Origin of the sequence: uncultured Mailhella sp. (assembly GCF_963931295.1) — a bacterium.
Taxonomy (GTDB): Bacteria; Desulfobacterota; Desulfovibrionia; order Desulfovibrionales; family Desulfovibrionaceae; genus Mailhella.
Map to the genome: position 1 here is coordinate 216,943 of NZ_OZ007001.1, position 17,750 is coordinate 234,692.

Sequence of the window (17,750 nt, forward strand, 5' to 3'; positions counted from 1 at the left end):
CCATGAACGCTCCTCAGAACGACACCCCCATTCTTCGCGCGGAACACTTCACCAAGTATCTTACCGGACGCAAAATCCTCGACGACTGCTCCATCAGCATGCGTCCGGGCGACGTCAAAGTGCTCATCGGCCCGTCCGGCGCGGGCAAGAGCACCTTTCTGCAGTGCATCAACTGCCTGCTCGAACCCGATCAGGGCGAAATCTGGCTCGGCGACCGCAAGGTCGATTTCAAAAACACTAGAGAGCTCTACGATCTGCGTCAGCACGTGGGCATGATCTTTCAGGAATTCAACCTGTTCGATCACCTCACCGCCGAACGCAACGTCGCCCTCGCCCTGCGCAAGGTGCGCGGCATGAGCCGCGCCGACGCCCTCGAACGCGCTCACGTGGAACTCGCCCGCGTGGGCCTCGAAGACAAGGCAAAACTCTATCCCGCTCAGCTCTCCGGCGGTCAGAAACAGCGCGTCGCCATCGCCCGCGCCCTGGCCATGGATCCCACCATCCTGCTGCTCGACGAACCCACCTCCGCCCTCGATCCCGAACTCGTGGGCGAAGTGCTCACCGTCATTCGCGATCTCGCGGCCCACGGCATGCCCATGATCATGGTCACTCATCAGATGGAATTCGCCCGCGCCGTGGCTACCGAAATTCTCTTCATGGAGGCCGGCCGCGTCATCGAACAGGGTTCCCCCGAAGAACTCCTCGCTCCCGGCGCCCAGACCCGCACCCAGGACTTCTGCACCCGCCTCTTTGAACTTTGCGGCGAGGCCGAACCCGCCCCGGAGGCTCAGAACTGATCATGTTCGATTTTCTCGATCCCACCTTCCTCACCACCCGCGTCATGCCCTACCTCGACCGCGGCCTCATGATGAGTCTCCAGCTCATTATTCCCGCCTCGCTCATAGGGGGCTTCATCGGCGTGGTCATGGGCGTCATGCGCGTGTTCGGCACCCCCTGGATGAAGCGCGGCACCGACGCCGTGGTGGCCGTCATCCGCGGCGTGCCCCTCACCGTGCAGCTCATGATCCTCTATTTCGGTCTGCCCAGCCTCCCCGGCGTGAAGATCTATCTTTCCCCCTACGCCGCCGCCCTCATCGGCTTCATCGTGTGTACGGCGTCCTATCAGTCGGAATACGTGCGCGGCGCTCTGCTTTCCATCCGGCAGGGGCAGATCAAGGCCGCGCAGGCCCTCGGCATGACAAGGTGGCAAACCATCTGGTCCGTCATCGTGCCCCAGGCCGTGCGCCGCGCCCTGCCCGGCTGCGGCAATGAAATCATCTACCTCATCAAATATTCCTCTCTGGCGTACATCGTCACCTGCATCGAACTCACCGGCGAAGCCAAGGTGCTCGTCTCCCGCACCTTCCGTCCCACGGAAGTCTATCTCGTGGCCGCCTGCTACTACCTCGTCATGGTGAGCGCCGCCACCTGGCTCCTCGCCAAGCTCGAAAAGAAGCTGTCCATTCCCGGATTCGGCGCGCAAAAATAGCGGCGCGGCAATCTTCCGCGGCTCTTTGCCCCGCCTCGCCCATTCCCGCCGAGCTTCGCCGAGCCCGCCCGGTTTGCTCCGGCCCGGTTCACGTCGTCCGGTCACGACTGTCCGGTTCGCTTCACCCCGAGGCTCCGGCTGCTGCTCCGGCAACGGCGCGCTCAGGCAACGCGCCCCTTGAAGAGAGACGCCTCACGCGCTACCATGGTTTCTTGCGGTGAAACACGCCGTCAACTTCTACCCCCAAGACGCATGACCTCACTCGATCGTATCCGTAATTTCTGCATCATCGCCCACATCGACCACGGCAAGTCCACCCTCGCCGACCGCATCCTTGAATACACCGGTCTGGTGAGCGCCCGCGAGGCCCGCGATCAGTACCTCGACAAAATGGATCTCGAACGCGAGCGCGGCATCACCATCAAGGCGCAGACCGTGCGCATTCCCTACACCGATAAGGACGGCTCCGAGTACGTGCTGAACCTCATCGACACCCCCGGCCACGTGGACTTCGGCTATGAGGTGTCGCGCTCCCTGGCCGCCTGCGAAGGCGCGCTGCTCGTGGTGGACGCCACCCAGGGCGTGGAAGCCCAGACCCTCGCCAACGTCTATATGGCGCTCGATCACAATCACGAAATCGTGCCCATTCTCAACAAGATAGACCTGCCGAGCGCCGATCCCGACCGCGTGCGCCAGGAAATCGAAGACACCATCGGCCTCGACTGCACCGATTCCGTGGACGTTTCCGCCAAAACCGGCCTCAACATCGACAAGGTGCTCGACGCCATCGTGCATCGGCTGCCCGCGCCCAAAGGCGACCGCAGCGCGCCGCTCAAGGCCCTCATCTTCGATTCCTGGTACGACAGCTATCAGGGCGTGGTGGTGCTCTTCCGCGTCATGGAGGGCACCCTCAAGCTCGGCGACATGATTCACCTCATGGCCGGCAACCGCGATTATGAAGTGGTGCGTCTCGGCGTGTTCTCCCCCGGCGTGGTGGACGTAAAGGAACTCGCCGCCGGCGAAGTGGGCTTCCTGTGCGCCAACATCAAGGAACTCGGCCACGCCCGCGTGGGCGACACCATCACCCTGCGCGACAACCCCGCCGACGAGCCCGTGCCCGGCTTCAAGGAAGTCAAGCCCATGGTGTTCTGCGGCCTCTACCCCACCGACGCCGCCGACTACGAAAACCTCAAGACCGCGCTCGAAAAGCTCCAGCTCAACGACGCCGCCTTCTCCTACGAACCCGAAACCTCTTCGGCCCTCGGCTTCGGCTTCCGCTGCGGCTTCCTCGGCCTGCTCCACATGGAAATCATCCAGGAGCGCCTTGAACGCGAATTTCAGGTGGAACTCATCGCCACTGCGCCGTCCGTCATCTACAAGGTGGACACCACCGACGGCAAAACCCTCACCATCGACAACCCCGCCAAGTTCCCCGACGGCTCCAAAATCAAGGCCCTCTACGAACCCTACGTGCGCATGGATATCCACGTTCCCACCGAATTCGTGGGCAACGTGCTCAAGCTCTGCGAAGAAAAACGCGGCATCCAGAAGAATCTCGGATTCATTACCACCAACCGCGCCGTCATCACCTACGACCTGCCCTTTGCGGAAATCGTGTTCGACTTCTTCGACAAGCTCAAATCCGGAACCCGACGCGCTATCTCAGAGTACTATACCCCCATCGACTACCGCGAATCCAACCTCGTCAAGCTCGACATCCTGCTGAACGGCGCGCCCGTGGACGCCCTCGCCGTCATCGTTCACAAGGACAACGCCTATCCCTACGGCCGCGCCCTCGCCCTCAAACTCAAACGCACCATCCCGCGCCAGATGTTCGAGGTCGCCATCCAGGCCGCCATCGGCAATAAGGTCATCGCCCGCGAAACCGTCTCCGCCTACCGCAAGGACGTGCTCGCCAAATGCTACGGCGGCGACATCACCCGTAAACGCAAGCTCCTCGAAAAACAGAAGGAAGGCAAAAAACGCATGAAACGCATGGGCAACGTCGAACTGCCCCAGGAAGCCTTCCTCGCCGCCCTCAAAGTCGGCGACGACGGGGGGAAGTAAGAGAGAGAGAGATGGATTGATTGGCGGGGGAAGGAGAAACCCTTTTGAAAAAGGGCTTTTCTCCTTCCTCCGCACCCCCATCCTCTTTCCGAAAACTTTTTATTTTTCAGTACGTGGGGCGCAGGCGTCGCGGCCCTTTTCCTGCCGCGTCCCATCAAGCGCCCCGGTCAAGCCACTCCCTCAGGGCGCGGCCTCCCCGGCTTTTTCTCTTCCCCGCAGAGGCAGCCGCAGCCACGCCGGCAGCGTCCGCGCATTCCCTCCCCCCCCCCAAAAAAAACGCCGAGTCTCCGATCAGACGCCCCATCCCGAAACACTGCGTTGCAGAAGGCACTCATGAACGACATTCGCATCCGCACGGCAACCACGGCCGACGTTCCGGCCATGCTGAACATCTACGCGCCCTACGTGCAGAACACGGCCATCAGCTTTGAGTACGACGTGCCCACCCTTCAGGACTTTGAAGGAAGACTCGCCCACACCCTCGCCCGCTACCCATGGCTCGCCGCCGAACAGAACGGCGACGTTCTCGGCTACGCCTACGCCTCGGCCTTCCACCCGCGCAAGGCCTACCAGTGGTGCGCCGAAGCCTCCATCTACCTGGCGCAGAACGCACGCGGCCGCGGCCTCGGAGCCATGCTCTACAACTGCCTCGAATCCCTGCTGAAAAAACAGGGAATCCTGCTGCTCTACGCCTGCATCGCCCGCCCGCCCAAAGAGGACGAACACCTCACCCTCGCCAGCATCCACTTCCATACCCGCATGGGCTTCCATACCGTGGGAGAATTCCCCCGCTGCGGCTTCAAGTTCAACCGCTGGTACGACATGGTCTGGATGGAAAAACGCCTCGCCGAACCCTCCGACCCTCCGCAGCCCTTCACCCCGTTTTCTGAAATAGAAGATTAGGAAGAAAGAGAGAGGGGGAGAGATGCGGGGGAAGGAGGAACCCCTTTTGAAAAAGGGCTTTCCTCCTTCCCCCGCCCCCCCCATCCTCCTTCCTAAAACTTTTATTATGGACGAAGAATTTCCGATAAGATAGGATGCAAACCTATCCTGTTCATTGTTTCGCAACATTGAAACAAAGCCTGTCCGGGAACGCGCCATGAAAAACATCCATGTTTCCGCCCTGTGTCTGACGGTCGCTCTTCTCCTGCCCGCCGCCCCTTCTTCGGCAGGCCATCTCTACTGTGACGACTACGGCAACTGCACCGGTTACACGGATGACGGCGAGTCCATACGTCTCTACACCGATGACTATGGAAACACCACCGGAACCATAGGCGACAGCTCCGTGCGTCTCTACTCCGACGACTACGGCAATACCACGGGCTCCATCGGCTCGGACAGCTTCCGCTCCTACTCCGATGACTATGGAAATACCGACTGGTAAAACCTTCTCTGCCTTTTCATTCCCCGCGTCCTTGCCCTCCGTCCCCCGCACATCTGGAAATATTTTCCTTTAACACGACTGTCCTGCGCAGGCCGGACAGGAGTCGGCCACCGCAGGTGGGAGCGACATGCGAGAGCTTCGGCATCCGCCACGTCCCGTTTGCGCAAGACACGCCGGGCGGCCTTCGGGACTTGCACGACGGGCATTGCGTTTAACGCCGGAAGTGAATTCCGGCTACTTTGCCCGTCGGCCGGGCTCCTGACGTCGCCGGGGCCCCAGTGCGTTGAAAAAACGCCTTCTGGAATACACTCCCCCCTTCGCCCTCTGCTTCGGGCATAATCTTCCCGTTCACCCTGTCCTGCCGAACCGGCGAAGCCGGGAGGCAGAATCAGGGGGGTGCGGGGGGAATTATTTCCCCCGCATGCCTTTTCTGCCTTTCCGAGCGAAAAAAACGCGGACCGGGGCGAGCCGATCCGCGCTGGTTGCCGGATGTAGGGGGGGGGGAGAATCAGCGTCGGACGCTGACGAGGTAGAGTCTGCCTACGGCGATGAGGAGCAGGACGGTATCGGGGCCCCAGGCGGCCATGAAGGGGGGGAGGGCTCCGCGCTGGCCCAGGGATTCGCCGAACATGGTGAGGGCGTACATGATGAAGGTACCCGCCATGCTGATGGCCACGGCGATGTAGATATTGGGAAAGCGGGAAACGATGGCAGCGCCGAGCACGGCCATGACCACGAGGGAGACGGCGTAGGCGATTTTTCCGTGCCACACGGTGCGCAGTCCGTCCACGTTGGAGCCTGCCGCGCCGAGCTGGTTGATGGCGTCGCCGAGCTGCCAGAGCGGGAGCTGCTGCAGGTTGTTGGATTCCGTGGAGAAGAAGAGTTCCGGATCCTGATGCAGGGGCAGTTCCAGTCGGGGAAGGCTTTCTCTCTGATAGGTATCGGGATAGAGGCGCACGGCGTCGGCGGCCACCCATCCGTTTTCGCTGCCCTTCACGCGGGGGGCGCGCACGATGACGTCCACGTCGGAACCGCCGTCCCGGACGTGGAAGGCGGAAAAGCCGGAACCTTCGCCGTCGGCTCTGAGCGTTTTCACGGACACGGTCCAGCCGCTTTCCATGAACCACACGTCGTCGAGGGTACGGTCGTCGAGGTTCTTCTTGCGCACCTCTTCCTGCCATATCTGCTGGGAATAGCGTTCGCCCTGCACGGCGAGCAGCTGAGAGCAGCAGAACTGCACGACGCCCCAGAACACGCCGCACATGACCAGAATGACGGCCACTGTGGCAAAGGAAATGCCGCCGGCGTGGAGGGCCGTGAGTTCACGGCTGCCGCCCATGAGGCAGAGGGTGACCACGGTGGCCAGCAGGAACACGGCGGGCAGGATCTGCGCGATGATGGAAGGCAGGCGCACGCCGAAGTACTGGAGCACCAGACCTATGCCGGAGCCCGCTTCAATGAAGATGTCCACGCGTTCCACGATGTCGGTGAGCAGGTAGATGCCCACGCCGAGGCCCATGATGAGCAGCAGCAGGCGGGCGTGCCGCAGGAAGATGTATCGGAAAAGCAGGCTCATTGCTCGGCCTCCTTCTTCTTTTTGCGGCTCTTGCGGGAATTCCAGTATTCGGTGATGCGCGGCATGCGCTCCTGTGCGGCGAGCCGCAGGCCGTAGAGGCCCATCAGCAGAAAGACCGCGTTGGGAACCCACAGGCCGATGGCCGGATCAAGATCGCCGCTTTCGCCGAGACTGATGCCCAGCATGAGCAGGCTGTAATACACGAGGAACAGAAGCAGCGCCATGAGCACGCCGGTCTGCTGCTTGAGGCCCTGAAACGACGTGGCAATGGGTATGACGAAGATGCACAGCACCACGCAGGCGATGGGAAACACGTGACGCTTGTGCCGTTCCACCACTATTTTGCGGGCCATGCGCGGATCGGTCTTCTGGAGCTCGCGTTCGTTCTGGGTGTCGTAGAGGCGGGCCCAGGTGTATTCCTTGGGCTTGACCGGGCCCATGTCCACGCCCTGGAACAGAGAGTCGAAGCTCAGGCGCACGGCGTATTCCTGAAAGCCCATGACCGAGAGCGCATTATCCTTTTCGGTGTAGCTGCGGCCGTTCTTGAGCAGAAAGATGAGTTCGCCGTTTTCGTAGTCGGCGTCGAGGCTGCCGTCGGGAGCAAGAATGGTCATGGTGGTGTCGGCGGCGCGCCGGTCTTCGACCATCACGCCGGCCATGGTGCCGGTGACGGGATCCACCTTGCGCGCAAACATGACCATGTTGGGCACGTCCTTGTTGAATACGCCGGGCTGCACCACCACGCGGGCGCTGCTGCTCGCGATGTCCAGCACTTCGGAACGAAAATGTCCCATGCCCCAGGCCTGCCAGTACACGGAAATCCAGAAGCCGAGCAGCGCGCAGAGCACGGAAAAGAGGAGCGGCGCGGGCAGCATCTGATACAGGCTCACGCCGCCCGCCTTGAGGGCGACGAGTTCCCTGTCTGTGCTCATGCGCAAAAAGGTGAGGAAGACCGCCAGCATGCAGGCGATGGGGCAGATGATGAGCAGAAAGAACGGGCTCAGATATCCGAACAGGCGCAGGGTATCCCAGATGCTCAGCTCAAGACCGAGGAGCATGTCGCGCAGCTGGAGCGCGCGGCCCATGAGGATGAACAGCAGGAGCACGGCCATGGACAGAAAAAACGTCTTGGCGTGCTCCAGGAACAGGCGTCGCTGGAGAAGATTCATGCGACGCCCTCGTCGGACTTGAGCGAAAGCAGTCTTTCCAGCGCCTCCTGATCGAGGGGCGAAAGATTGAAGCGCGCGCCGGCGCTGTCCAGAAGCTCGGCGGCGTCCGCGCCGGGGCAGTCGCGTCTGCGTTCCAGAATATAGGCAAGGGCGCGGCGTATCAGTTCTTCGTGCTGCATAACGGTGGCCATAGGCGTCTCCCCATGCGTCAGTCTTCGGCCGCGGCGGGACGCCGCAGCGGAACCAACCCATGATAACCCTTTTCGGAAAAATGATGAAGCGGGAAAAGCCCCTCTTCCCCGGCGGAAAAAACTCCGCGCTGAAGGACATCCGGGAAGCGGACCTGCACATGCCGGAAGCCTCGCACTGCGGGAGTCCGGGCCCGGGGCGCGCACGGCCCGCGCCGGAACATTGCCGCCCGCGTTCCGCCCGCGTCGTCGGCGTCCGACGCTTCCCGAAACGCGGATGAGGCCTCGCCGCAGAACGAGCCTGACGCCCGAACGCCGGATGCCGCACGCCGGGCATTTGCGCCGCGCGAAAGCGCCTTCCGCCGCCCGGGCATCCCACGCGGGAGACGCTCAAAGCAGCGCAGAGAGCGGAGCGCCAAGGCTGTCTCAGTGCCGCCCGCTCACGCCTTCCGCCGGAACATTGCCGCCGGACTCTCCTGCGGGCAGGATGCTCCCGCCGAAGGGCGATCAGGCAGGCCCTCGACGACGACACGCCGGGCGTCCGAGGAGGGGGATCCTTCCGCCCGCGTCTGCCGACAACGGGCAAGGCAGACAAGACTGCGCGGGGCATCGACGTTTTGCAGGACCGACGCCCGGGCGCAGCATCGTCCGCGGCCGAGGAGATGCGTCCCTCATGCCGCGGAGAGTCGGCCCCGCCTCCGGGAACAGGCCCGGGAGGCGGGGCATCCGAGTGCCGAAATCAGTCCAGCACCACCATCTCGTTGGGCTCGATCACCAGCGGACGGCAGGTCGGAGCAAATTCCTTCAGCGATTCCACGAACAGATCGGCGTTCTGCGCCAGCACCGGGAAGGTGCGGTAGTGCATGGGCATGGCCACGGGCGCGCCGAGCAGGCCCGCCGCCTTGGCGGCCAGCTTGCCGTCCATGGTGAACACGCCGCCGATGGGCAGCAGCGCAAGATCAAGATTGAAGCGGTCGGCAATGAGCGTCATGTCGCCGAACAGGCCGGTGTCGCCGGCGTGGTACACGGTGTGTCCGCCCGGCATTTCCACCACATATCCCACAGGAGAGCCCATGGCCGCGGAATGGAACGCCTGCGTCATGGTGAGCCTGGTTCCCTTGAATTCCAGCGTGCCGTCCACGTTGCCGCCCATGCCGTAGTTGATGATCTGACCTTCCGGCACGCCGCGTTCGCGGAAGTAGCCCACAAGGTCGGCGATGCAGTACAGCATGGCTCCGGTGGTGCGCACGATTTCCACGGTCTGCCCCATGTGATCGCCGTGATCGTGCGTCAGGGCCACAATGTCGGGACGGGGGATTTCGCGCCAGTCGGGCGCAAAGCGATTGCCTTCAAAAAACGGATCGAAAAGAACGGACACGCCGTTTTCACTGAGCATGACGTTGGAATGGCCATACCAGGTAATATGCAGCTGAGACATGATTCCTCCACGGGTAAGGGGGAAAGGGAAGAAGCAACTTCCCGAGGACTCCTCCGCAAAAACGAAGGGGACGGAAACGGTTTTTTCCTTTTAATATCACCTCGGCTCACGGTCAAGCCGTAAGCGGCCCCCGAGCCTTGACAAAAATCCCGACGCCGGGCAACTCTCGAAGGGCTTCGCAGCGCACGGAGTTCATCTCCGGGCCGCGCCGCTTCCGAGCGGCCCTGCCGCGACGCAAGGAGTTCGCCATGCGCCCAGTTCTTCCCCTGCTTCTCACGCTTCTGCTCTGCCTTCCCCTTTCCGCCCGCGCCTTCGACGACGGTGTGGATTCCCTCAAGTTTTCCGCGCCCGACGGCTTCACCGAACTCACCGATCGCGAGTCCGACCTTTTTCTCGACACCGAAAAAAACGCCGTGCGTCACGGTCGGCTCGTGAAGATGTATCTGCCGCAGTACATGGCGCATCAGTACCGCTACGGCAGCCGCGACGCCGTCACGAGGCAGGTGCTCATCTGCGCCATGGAAGGCCAGAACCGCCCCCTGGATCAGAAGGACGCCGAACTGCTGGCCCGCTCCACGGAAGGACTTTTCATCGGCTTTTCGCGCATACCGCGCAGCCGCACCGACACCCCGGCGCAGGAGCTGGAAAACCGTCAGAAGGCCCTCGAACGCGCGCTCTCCACGGGCACGCCCCTGCTGGTGGATTCCGTGCGCACGTCGAGCGCGTTTCTGTACACCAGTCTCATCCACTTTAATATGATGGAACGCGGCCCCAAAAGCTGGCTTTCCACGGCCGTGGCCACCGCCGTGGTTCCCGTGAAGGACACCGTGCTCTTCGTCACCGTCAGCTCCATTCTCGGCAACGACGCCCCCGAACCCCACCTCGACTGGGTGAAGGAAACCGCCACCTCCTTCGCCGACATGATCGTGCGCGGCAACAAGCCAGAAAAAAAATAATCCCGCGCGGACAGCGAATCGTTCCGACGGCGACGTTTTCGACGACGGCGGCCCGGCAGACGCCTCTTCCGCGAGCAGACGAATTTTCTCCCCGCAGAGGCCCCGCTCTCACGCAAAGGAACCTCCCGCCCGGCAAACGCGCCTTCTCCCCGCAAGCAGTCCCCCGCCCGCAGAGGCCGCGCGACGCCCGCCTCACGCTGCCGCCTCTTCCGCGCAACGCCTTTCCCGCCGCAGCTCCCTCTGCCGCCAAAAAATCCCCCGCGGGCAGACACTCCCCGCAACGCGCCCTGCCGACGTCTCTCCCGTCCCCGTTCCCCCGCCGCCGACACTGTCCCGCGCACGCCGCCCGGAAAACACTTGCCTTGCAGGGAAAAATAGGATAGACACCACAAGTTACACATAATGCACACATCGGCAGCGGCCAGGGTTCCCGGAGACGAAGGGCGTCAACGGGTGAAGGGCCAGGGGTCGATGTGGAAGACAAACCCTTTTTTCTCAAGGAGAATTACCATGGCTTACGTCAGCATGAAACAGATGCTGGAAACCGGCGTGCATTTCGGTCATCAGACCCGTCGCTGGAACCCCAAGATGCGCCCCTTCATCTTCGGCGCCCGCAACGGCATCCATATCATCGACCTCCAGCAGACTGTGAAGCTGTTCCGCACCGCCCATGACAAGATCGTGGAAACCGTGGCCAACGGCGGCAAGGTGCTCTTCATCGGCACCAAGCGCCAGGCTCAGGAAGCCGTGGCCGCCGAAGCCTCCCGCGCCGGTCAGCCCTACGTGACCAACCGCTGGATGGGCGGCACCCTCACCAACTTCGTGACCATTCAGAAGAGCATCGAACGTCTGAAGAAGCTCGAAGCCATGTTCGCCGACGGTTCCGTGAACCGCTATCAGAAGAAGGAAATCCTCAGCTTCCAGCGCGAGCTCGACAAGCTGAATCTGACCCTCGGCGGCATCAAGGACATGGACAGCCTTCCCCAGCTCGTGTTCATCATCGACCCGCATCGTGAAGAGATCGCCGTGAAGGAATGCCGCAAGCTCGGCATCCCGATCGTGGCCGTCACCGACACCAACTGCGATCCCGACGTCATCGACTACATCATTCCCGGCAACGACGACGCCATCCGCGCCATCAAGCTGTTCGTGAACGCCATGGCCGAAGCCTGCCTCGAAGGCGCCGCCCAGAGCAAGGAAGTGGCCGATCCCGAAGCTGCCATGCAGAAGGCCGCCGAAACGGCCGAAGCCGCTGAATAACCCCTTTTATTTGCAAGGAGCATAACAATGGCTATTACCGCTGCCATGGTGAAGGAGCTGCGCGACAAGACCGGCGCCGGCATGATGGATTGCAAGAAGGCTCTCACCGAATGTGAAGCCGACGTGGAAAAGGCGCTCGACTGGCTGCGTCAGAAGGGCCTGTCCAAGGCCGCCAAGCGCGCCGACCGCGCCACCTCCGAAGGCGTGATCGCCTCCGCCACCAGCGCCGACGGCAAGGTTTCCGCCATCGTTGAAGTGATGACCGAAACCGACTTCGTGGCCCGCGGCGAAAAGTTCCAGGACTTCGCCAAGCACGTGGCCCAGGAAGTGGCCGCGAACAACCCCGAAAACCTCGACGCCTTCCAGGACAGCATGAACGAGCTGGCCGCCTCCACCGGCGAAAAGACCGTGCTCGGCCGCTTCGTGCGCATGAGCATTGAAGGCGAAGGCGTCATCGGCACCTACGTGCACTCCAACGGCAAGCTCGCCGTACTCGTCGAAGTGGACACCGACAAGCCCGCCGACGCCGCCGTGGCCGACTTCGCCAAGAACGTGGCCATGCAGATTGCCGCTTCCAACCCCCTCGCCCTCGACGCCGACAGCCTCGATCCCGCGCTGCTCGAACGCGAACGCGAAGTGTATCGTCAGAAGGCCCTTGCCGAAGGCAAGCCCGAGAAGATCATCGACAAGATCGCCGAAGGCGCCGTGAAGAAGTACTGCAAGGAAGTCTGCCTGCTCGATCAGCCCTACATCCGCGACGACAAGATGAGCGTGCAGGACCTTCTGAAGGCCACCGCCAAGGCCGCCGGCTGCTCCATCTCGATCAGCAAGTTCGTCCGCATCCAGCTCGGCGCGTAATCGGGCCCGTGTTCGCGACTTTTATGGAAAAGTCGCGCTGCCGAGCTTGAATCCGACAAGAGTTCAGGATACAAGGGGAGAGAACATTCTCTCCCCTTTTTTATGCCCTTTTTACGGATCGCCTCATGGAAGCTCCCGTACGACTTACCGCCCTCATCATTACCCTGAACGGCGAACGCCTGCTGGGAAAGTGTCTCGAATCCCTTTCCTTCTGCGACCGCGTGCTCATTGTGGATTCCTTCAGCTCCGACAAGACGGAAGACATCGCCCGCTCTCACGGGGCCATCTTCATCCAGAACAAGTGGCCGGGCAACGCCAAACAGATACGCTACGGCATCGACTGGCTCGCCGCCAACGCTCCCACCGAATGGGTGCTCATGCTCGACTGCGACGAAATCATCTCGCCGGAGCTGAAAAAAAGCATTCTTGCCGCGCTGGAGAATCCGGGCGACAAGAGCGCCTTTTCCATGCCCCGCCGCACCTGGTACTTCGACAGATTCCTGAAACACGGCGGCTGCTATCCCGACAGGCTGTTCCGCCTGTTCCGGCCGGACGCCATCCGCATTGAGAACAGCGGCGCGCATCAGAAGTTCGTGCCCGCCGGCCCCTGGGGCGATCTCGACGGCGACATGCTGCACTACACCTATTGCAGCTTCCAAAATCAGCTCGACAAGCTCAACGACTACGCCGAACGCGGCGCGCGCGATCTCGAAGCGCAGGGCCGCAAAGGCGGCGTGCTCGTCGGCCTCGGCCACGGCCTGTGGCGCTTTGTCGACATGTATCTGCGCAAGCTCGGCGTGCTCGACGGCCGGGCGGGCTTTCTCATGGCCGCGCACACGGCGTTCTACACGTTTCTCAAATATGTCCGCATCCACGAGGGAGGCTGGGGCGCGCCCTACGATCACGGCCTGCCCAAGGCGGACGATTCCCGACACCCTGATTCCACAAGAGGATGACAATGAGCGAACTCAAATACCGGCGCGTGCTGCTCAAGCTGAGCGGCGAAGCTCTGGCCGGTGAAAAAGGCAGCGGCATAGATCCCGACACCGTACACAGCATCTGCAAGGAGATCGCCGACGTCGCCAAGCTGGGCGTGCAGCTCGCGCTTGTCATCGGCGGCGGCAACATCTTCCGGGGACTGTCCACCTCGGCCAAGGGCATGGATCGCTCCAACGCCGACTACATCGGCATGCTGGCCACCGTCATGAACGCGGTGGCGGTGCAGGACGCCCTCGAAAAAATGGACTGCCCCACGCGCGTGCTTTCGGCCATCGACATCCGCGAGCTTTGCGAACCCTACATTCATCGTCGCGCCATTCGCCACATGGAAAAGGGCCGCATCATCATCTGCGCGGCGGGCACGGGCAATCCCTATTTCACCACCGACACGGCGGCGGCCCTGCGCGGCACGGAACTCAAGTGCGACGCCATCATCAAGGCCACCAAGGTGGACGGCGTGTACGACAAGGACCCCATGAAATACAGCGACGCGGTACGCTTCGATCAGCTCTCCTACGATGAGACGCTGCGCCGCCACCTCAAGGTCATGGACGCCACGGCCATTACGCTGGCGCAGGAAAACAGCGTGCCCGTCATTGTGTGCAGCATGTTCGGCGGGCACATCAAACGCGTTGTCTGCGGCGAAGCGGCAGGCACCATTGTAAAGGGAGAATAATATGGATATCGAGACCTTGCAGCTCGACGCCGAAGAACGCATGGAAAAGGCCCTCGTCGCGCTCGACCGCGACTTCGGCAAACTGCGCACCGGCCGTGCCACCACGAGCCTTGTGGACAACATCAAGGTTGACTACTACGGCACGCTCACGCCCATTCAGCAGCTCGCCTCGGTGGCCGTGCCCGACAGCCGCACCGTCACCATTCAGCCCTGGGACCGCAATGCCTTCTCCCCGGTGGAAAAGGCCATTCTGAAGTCCGACCTCGGCCTCACCCCCATGAACGACGGCCGCATCATCCGCATCACGGTGCCGCCGCTCACGGAAGAGCGTCGCCGCGAACTCACCAAGGTGAGCAAGAAGTACACCGAAGACGCCAAAGTGGCGCTGCGCAACATCCGCCGCGACGTCAACGACGCCCTCAAGAAGCTCGAAAAGGATAAGGAAATCTCCGCCGACGAGCTCAAGAAGGCCATGGACGACGTGCAGAAGCTCACCGACGCCTTCGTGAAGAAGGCCGACGCCAAGGCTCAGGCCAAGGAAAAGGAAATCATGGAAATCTGACCCGTCAAAGTCCGCCGACGCCTCGAAGACAGGGGGCGTCGCGCGGACTTCGTCGGGCGGAAATCCTGTGCGGAAGAGCCGGGCGGCATGGTCCGGCCCGGCTTTTCGACATCATGGATGGCGCATGGAAGATCAACTGCCGCAGCACATTGCGGTCATCATGGACGGAAACGGCCGCTGGGCGAAGGAACGCGGTCTGCCCCGCTCGCAGGGACACCTCGCCGGCGTGGACGCCGTGCGCACCCTCGTGCGCGAATGTCGGAACAGGGGCATAGGCTACGTGACCGTGTACGCCTTTTCCAAGGAAAACTGGCGGCGGCCCGAAAAGGAAGTCAGCTTTCTCTTCGAGCTGTTTCTGCGCTTCATACGCGAAGAGATGCCCGAACTCATGGCGCAGGACATCCGCCTCGACTTCATAGGCGACAAAAGGGATCTGCCCTTTGCCGTGCGTCAGGCTCTCGACTACGCGCTCAGAAAAACCGCGTCCAACCGAGGCATGGTGTTCACGCTGGCCATCAGCTATTCCGGCCGGGAAGAAATTCTTCAGGCCGCGCGCCGCGCCATCGCCGACGGGCTGCGCCCCGAAGAGCTCGACGAAGCAACGTTCCGCTCCTACCTCTACGCGCCGAACACGCCCGATCCGGATCTCGTCATACGCACCAGCGGGGAAGAGCGTCTCAGCAATTTCCTGCTCTTCCAGAGCGCCTATGCCGAATTCTACTTCAGCCCCGTGCTCTGGCCGGACTTCGGTCCGGAAGAACTCAACAAGGCCCTCGGCAGCTACGCCGGACGCACCCGCCGCTTCGGCAGAACCAGCGAGCAGCTCCACTCGGCTACAGAAGGAAAATGCTATGAATGACAAGTTTCGCGCCGCGGGACTCGGCCTGCGGCTCATCACCGCCGCCGTGCTCGCCGTCGTGCTCATTGCGGCATGGGTCATGGGCGGATGGTACGTTTCCGGCCTGGTCGCGCTGCTCTCCCTCGTGGGTCTGGGCGAATTTCTCTTCCTGTTCCAGCCCTCCGGCGGATGGGGCATGAAAATCCTCGGCCTCGCGCTCGGCCTCGTCTTTCTCGCCGCAAGCGCCTTCTCTCTGCCCTCCGAGCCCGCGCTCGCCGTGTGCGCCATGCTCGCCGCCATCTACGCCCTCGTCGCATGGAGCCGCGAAAAATCGCTGGATCCGCTGCGCCGCGCCGCCGTCATGATCTGCGGCGTGTTCTACATTCCTCTGCTGCTCGCCCCGGCCATGCACTTCACCCGCTGGGAACAGCTCTTCGTCGTGCTGCTGCCCGCCGCTTCCGACATGGCCGCCTACTTTGCCGGCGTGAGCTTCGGCAAACATCCCATCTGGCCCGGCGTCAGCCCCAAGAAGAGCATGGAAGGCTCCATTGCCGGACTTCTGGCCTCCATCGTCGTGGCCTGCGGCATGGGCCTCTCCCTCGGCAGCGCCCCCCTCTGGGCCTTTGCCGCCCTCGGCGCGGGCATGGGCGTCATGGCGCAGCTTGGCGACTTCTTTGAATCCGCCCTGAAGCGCGCCGTCAACGTCAAGGATTCCAGCCACCTGCTGCCCGGTCACGGCGGCGTGCTCGACAGGCTCGACAGCATTTCCTTCTGCGTGGGAACCTACGCCGCCGCCTCGGCCCTGTATCCGTTCTTCGCCCAGGCCGCCCAGTAGTCGGCAGACGACAACTCTTTCCGGCGTTTTCCGGCCCGTTCGGAAAACGCCTGCCCTTTTTTCGGCAGCGCCTTTGCGCCGACCTTTCCAACAAGCGCTCTTTCATGAAGTACATCAGCAAGATTCCCGGCGAACTCGACGCCCTGCCCTTTCCCCGCCGCGTGGCCCTCATGGGCTGCACCGGTTCCATAGGCACCAGCACCCTGCGCGTGCTGGACGCCTGGCGCGACTCCGGCCGTTTCGAGGTGCGCGCGCTTGCCGCAGGAAGAAACATCGCCCTGCTCGCGAAGCAGGCGGAAGCCTGGCGTCCCCCCTGCCTCGCCGTGCTGGAAAAGGACGGCCCCCACGGCGTGGACGCCCTCGCCGCCCTGCTTCCTTCCTCCTACCGGCCCGAAATAGTCTGGGGTCAGGAAGGCTACGCCGCCCTCGCCGCCCTCGACGACGTGGACATGGTGCTCTCCGCCCAGGTGGGCGCGGCAGGCCTGCGCGCCACCGTGGCCGCCGCCGCGGCAGGCAAGACCATCTGCCTCGCCAACAAGGAATCGCTGGTGCTCGCGGGCGATCTCATCCGCAACATCTGCCGCCGCACCGGCGCGGTCATCCTTCCCGTGGATTCCGAACACTTCGCCCTGTTCGAGGGCATGGTCGGCCGCGGCGAAAACGACATCGCCCGCCTTGTGCTCACGGCTTCGGGCGGCCCCTTCCGCACCAAAGACGCCGCATTTCTCAAAAACGTCCGCCCCGAAGACGCCCTCAAACATCCCAACTGGTCCATGGGCGCAAAAATCACCATTGATTCCGCCACCCTCATGAACAAGGGGCTGGAAATCATCGAGGCCTGCCACCTCTACCACATGCCCGCGCGCGACGTCGTGGTGGTGGTGCATCCGCAGTCCATCGTGCATTCGCTCGTGGAACTCGCCGACGGAGCCCTCATGGGACATTTCGCCGTGCCGGACATGCGCGTGCCTATTGCCGACTGCCTTTCCTGGCCTTATCTTCCTGACGGAAGAGTTACGGGCATCCGGCCTCTCGATCTCGCCAAAATCGGCACCCTCACCTTCGAGGAGCCGCGTCTCGATCTCTTCCCCTGCCTCGATCTGGCGCGCCGCGCCCTGGCCCAGGGCCACACCGTGGAGCTCAACGCCGCCAACGAAGTGGCCGTGGCGCGCTTCCTTGCCGGAGACATCGGCTTCACCGACATTCCGGCTCTGGTGCGCGACATGCTCGACGACGCCTCCGACAGGCAGAACTTCGACCTCGACGACGGCCCCCTTGCTCCGCAGGCGGCCCGCGCCGTGGAGGCCGTGGAACAAACCGACAACGCCACCCGCCGCAAGGCGGAAGCCTGGCGGCCCTGACCTCGAGCGTTCCCCCGCAGGCGAGGCGCATACCCGCCCTGCGGCCGCGCCGGAACATCGCCTGCGGCGCAAACAGCACTGCGCTCCCGCC

The 17,750-nt window shown here is 62.8% G+C and carries 18 protein-coding genes; 14 read left to right on the forward strand and 4 right to left on the reverse strand.

Translation table 11 applies throughout. The features are described from left to right. Window positions 1–2: 2 nt before the first annotated feature. The 5 genes from ABGT79_RS00985 to ABGT79_RS01005 all read left to right on the forward strand — a co-directional run bounded on the left by ABGT79_RS00985 (window position 3) and on the right by ABGT79_RS01005 (window position 4,943). Entirely contained in the window at window positions 3–797 is a 795-nt protein-coding gene (locus tag ABGT79_RS00985) for an amino acid ABC transporter ATP-binding protein (RefSeq protein WP_346664594.1), read from the forward strand. A 2-nt stretch (window positions 798–799) separates the two neighbouring features. Then, on the forward strand, window positions 800–1,489 hold the full coding sequence (locus ABGT79_RS00990; RefSeq protein ID WP_346664595.1) for an amino acid ABC transporter permease: 690 nt from the start codon (window positions 800–802) through the stop codon (window positions 1,487–1,489). 252 nt (window positions 1,490–1,741) lie between these two features. Further along, window positions 1,742–3,556, forward strand: a complete 1,815-nt coding sequence (lepA, locus tag ABGT79_RS00995) for a translation elongation factor 4 (protein ID WP_346664596.1) — start codon at window positions 1,742–1,744, stop codon at window positions 3,554–3,556. A 333-nt stretch (window positions 3,557–3,889) separates the two neighbouring features. After that, entirely contained in the window at window positions 3,890–4,459 is a 570-nt protein-coding gene (locus tag ABGT79_RS01000) for an N-acetyltransferase family protein (protein ID WP_346664597.1), read from the forward strand. 196 nt (window positions 4,460–4,655) lie between these two features. Beyond that, window positions 4,656–4,943 carry a hypothetical protein gene (locus tag ABGT79_RS01005; RefSeq protein WP_346664598.1) on the forward strand — a complete coding sequence of 96 codons (288 nt, stop codon included), beginning with the start codon at window positions 4,656–4,658 and terminating at the stop codon, window positions 4,941–4,943. Between the two features lie 508 nt (window positions 4,944–5,451). Here ABGT79_RS01005 and ABGT79_RS01010 read toward each other — a convergent pair. The 4 genes from ABGT79_RS01010 to ABGT79_RS01025 all read right to left on the reverse strand — a co-directional run bounded on the left by ABGT79_RS01010 (window position 5,452) and on the right by ABGT79_RS01025 (window position 9,314). Further along, window positions 5,452–6,519 (reverse strand): LptF/LptG family permease, encoded by a 1,068-nt coding sequence (locus tag ABGT79_RS01010; protein WP_346664599.1) that lies wholly within the window; start codon window positions 6,517–6,519, stop codon window positions 5,452–5,454. After that, complete coding sequence (gene lptF, locus ABGT79_RS01015) at window positions 6,516–7,688, reverse strand: LPS export ABC transporter permease LptF (RefSeq protein WP_346664600.1); 1,173 nt, start codon at window positions 7,686–7,688, stop codon at window positions 6,516–6,518. The genes ABGT79_RS01010 and lptF overlap by 4 nt, the downstream gene beginning before the upstream one ends. Then, a complete protein-coding gene (locus ABGT79_RS01020; protein WP_294488718.1) occupies window positions 7,685–7,879 on the reverse strand; it encodes a hypothetical protein in 195 nt (64 codons plus the stop codon). The genes lptF and ABGT79_RS01020 overlap by 4 nt, the downstream gene beginning before the upstream one ends. Window positions 7,880–8,615: 736 nt before the next feature. Continuing rightward, the gene (locus ABGT79_RS01025; protein ID WP_346664601.1) at window positions 8,616–9,314 is read right to left on the reverse strand and encodes a metal-dependent hydrolase; all 699 of its coding nucleotides are present in this window, start codon (window positions 9,312–9,314) and stop codon (window positions 8,616–8,618) included. A gap of 248 nt (window positions 9,315–9,562) precedes the next feature. Here ABGT79_RS01025 and ABGT79_RS01030 point away from each other — a divergent pair, with 248 nt between their 5' ends. The 9 genes from ABGT79_RS01030 to dxr all read left to right on the forward strand — a co-directional run bounded on the left by ABGT79_RS01030 (window position 9,563) and on the right by dxr (window position 17,659). Further along, complete coding sequence (locus ABGT79_RS01030) at window positions 9,563–10,270, forward strand: hypothetical protein (RefSeq protein ID WP_346664602.1); 708 nt, start codon at window positions 9,563–9,565, stop codon at window positions 10,268–10,270. A gap of 510 nt (window positions 10,271–10,780) precedes the next feature. Continuing rightward, window positions 10,781–11,530 carry a 30S ribosomal protein S2 gene (gene rpsB, locus ABGT79_RS01035; RefSeq protein ID WP_294488711.1) on the forward strand — a complete coding sequence of 250 codons (750 nt, stop codon included), beginning with the start codon at window positions 10,781–10,783 and terminating at the stop codon, window positions 11,528–11,530. A gap of 27 nt (window positions 11,531–11,557) precedes the next feature. Further along, on the forward strand, window positions 11,558–12,388 hold the full coding sequence (gene tsf, locus ABGT79_RS01040; protein WP_346664603.1) for a translation elongation factor Ts: 831 nt from the start codon (window positions 11,558–11,560) through the stop codon (window positions 12,386–12,388). Between the two features lie 125 nt (window positions 12,389–12,513). Continuing rightward, the gene (locus ABGT79_RS01045; protein WP_346664604.1) at window positions 12,514–13,344 is read left to right on the forward strand and encodes a glycosyltransferase family 2 protein; all 831 of its coding nucleotides are present in this window, start codon (window positions 12,514–12,516) and stop codon (window positions 13,342–13,344) included. A gap of 2 nt (window positions 13,345–13,346) precedes the next feature. Continuing rightward, window positions 13,347–14,063: a UMP kinase gene (pyrH, locus tag ABGT79_RS01050; RefSeq protein WP_294488701.1), complete on the forward strand. Its 717-nt coding sequence runs from the start codon at window positions 13,347–13,349 to the stop codon at window positions 14,061–14,063. Window position 14,064: 1 nt separating this feature from the next. Next, window positions 14,065–14,625, forward strand: a complete 561-nt coding sequence (gene frr / locus ABGT79_RS01055; RefSeq protein WP_294488697.1) for a ribosome recycling factor — start codon at window positions 14,065–14,067, stop codon at window positions 14,623–14,625. Between the two features lie 124 nt (window positions 14,626–14,749). Further along, window positions 14,750–15,484, forward strand: coding sequence for a polyprenyl diphosphate synthase (gene uppS / locus ABGT79_RS01060; RefSeq protein WP_346664605.1), 735 nt, complete (start codon window positions 14,750–14,752; stop codon window positions 15,482–15,484). Then, window positions 15,477–16,298 carry a phosphatidate cytidylyltransferase gene (locus ABGT79_RS01065; protein ID WP_346664606.1) on the forward strand — a complete coding sequence of 274 codons (822 nt, stop codon included), beginning with the start codon at window positions 15,477–15,479 and terminating at the stop codon, window positions 16,296–16,298. Before uppS ends, ABGT79_RS01065 begins: the two co-directional genes overlap by 8 nt. A gap of 104 nt (window positions 16,299–16,402) precedes the next feature. After that, window positions 16,403–17,659 carry a 1-deoxy-D-xylulose-5-phosphate reductoisomerase gene (gene dxr, locus ABGT79_RS01070; protein ID WP_346664607.1) on the forward strand — a complete coding sequence of 419 codons (1,257 nt, stop codon included), beginning with the start codon at window positions 16,403–16,405 and terminating at the stop codon, window positions 17,657–17,659. Window positions 17,660–17,750: the final 91 nt, after the last annotated feature.

What these genes read in the sequence shown, in the direction of transcription:
- ABGT79_RS00985 (WP_346664594.1), top strand. Translation starts at nt 3, where the DNA reads ATGAACGCTCCTCAGAACGACACCCCCATTCTTCGCGCGGAACACTTC.
- ABGT79_RS00990 (WP_346664595.1), top strand. Translation starts at nt 800, where the DNA reads ATGTTCGATTTTCTCGATCCCACCTTCCTCACCACCCGCGTCATGCCC.
- lepA (WP_346664596.1), top strand. Translation starts at nt 1,742, where the DNA reads ATGACCTCACTCGATCGTATCCGTAATTTCTGCATCATCGCCCACATC.
- ABGT79_RS01000 (WP_346664597.1), top strand. Translation starts at nt 3,890, where the DNA reads ATGAACGACATTCGCATCCGCACGGCAACCACGGCCGACGTTCCGGCC.
- ABGT79_RS01005 (WP_346664598.1), top strand. Translation starts at nt 4,656, where the DNA reads ATGAAAAACATCCATGTTTCCGCCCTGTGTCTGACGGTCGCTCTTCTC.
- ABGT79_RS01010 (WP_346664599.1), bottom strand. Translation starts at nt 6,519, where the DNA reads ATGAGCCTGCTTTTCCGATACATCTTCCTGCGGCACGCCCGCCTGCTG.
- lptF (WP_346664600.1), bottom strand. Translation starts at nt 7,688, where the DNA reads ATGAATCTTCTCCAGCGACGCCTGTTCCTGGAGCACGCCAAGACGTTT.
- ABGT79_RS01020 (WP_294488718.1), bottom strand. Translation starts at nt 7,879, where the DNA reads ATGGCCACCGTTATGCAGCACGAAGAACTGATACGCCGCGCCCTTGCC.
- ABGT79_RS01025 (WP_346664601.1), bottom strand. Translation starts at nt 9,314, where the DNA reads ATGTCTCAGCTGCATATTACCTGGTATGGCCATTCCAACGTCATGCTC.
- ABGT79_RS01030 (WP_346664602.1), top strand. Translation starts at nt 9,563, where the DNA reads ATGCGCCCAGTTCTTCCCCTGCTTCTCACGCTTCTGCTCTGCCTTCCC.
- rpsB (WP_294488711.1), top strand. Translation starts at nt 10,781, where the DNA reads ATGGCTTACGTCAGCATGAAACAGATGCTGGAAACCGGCGTGCATTTC.
- tsf (WP_346664603.1), top strand. Translation starts at nt 11,558, where the DNA reads ATGGCTATTACCGCTGCCATGGTGAAGGAGCTGCGCGACAAGACCGGC.
- ABGT79_RS01045 (WP_346664604.1), top strand. Translation starts at nt 12,514, where the DNA reads ATGGAAGCTCCCGTACGACTTACCGCCCTCATCATTACCCTGAACGGC.
- pyrH (WP_294488701.1), top strand. Translation starts at nt 13,347, where the DNA reads ATGAGCGAACTCAAATACCGGCGCGTGCTGCTCAAGCTGAGCGGCGAA.
- frr (WP_294488697.1), top strand. Translation starts at nt 14,065, where the DNA reads ATGGATATCGAGACCTTGCAGCTCGACGCCGAAGAACGCATGGAAAAG.
- uppS (WP_346664605.1), top strand. Translation starts at nt 14,750, where the DNA reads ATGGAAGATCAACTGCCGCAGCACATTGCGGTCATCATGGACGGAAAC.
- ABGT79_RS01065 (WP_346664606.1), top strand. Translation starts at nt 15,477, where the DNA reads ATGAATGACAAGTTTCGCGCCGCGGGACTCGGCCTGCGGCTCATCACC.
- dxr (WP_346664607.1), top strand. Translation starts at nt 16,403, where the DNA reads ATGAAGTACATCAGCAAGATTCCCGGCGAACTCGACGCCCTGCCCTTT.